Consider the following 287-nt stretch of genomic DNA (forward strand, 5'->3'; position numbering starts at 1 on the left):
GGCGTGTTCTTTTGTGCTTCGGATATCGGCTGGGTGGTAGGGCATTCGTATATCGTTTACGCGCCGCTGCTGGCGGGGATGGCGACTATCGTTTACGAAGGATTGCCGACCTGGCCGGACTGCGGCGTGTGGTGGAAAATTGTCGAGAAATATCAGGTTAGCCGCATGTTCTCAGCGCCGACCGCCATTCGCGTGCTGAAAAAATTCCCTACCGCTGAAATTCGCAAACACGATCTTTCGTCGCTGGAAGTGCTCTATCTGGCTGGAGAACCGCTGGACGAGCCGAC

The 287-nt window shown here is 55.7% G+C and carries 1 protein-coding gene; it reads left to right on the forward strand.

The features are described from left to right. On the forward strand, positions 1-287 hold a 287-nt coding region (locus LZP73_RS20490; RefSeq protein WP_234236811.1), incomplete at both ends, for an AMP-binding protein.

Source organism: Shewanella sp. AS16 (assembly GCF_021412365.1).
Taxonomy (GTDB): Bacteria; Pseudomonadota; Gammaproteobacteria; order Enterobacterales; family Shewanellaceae; genus Shewanella; species Shewanella salipaludis.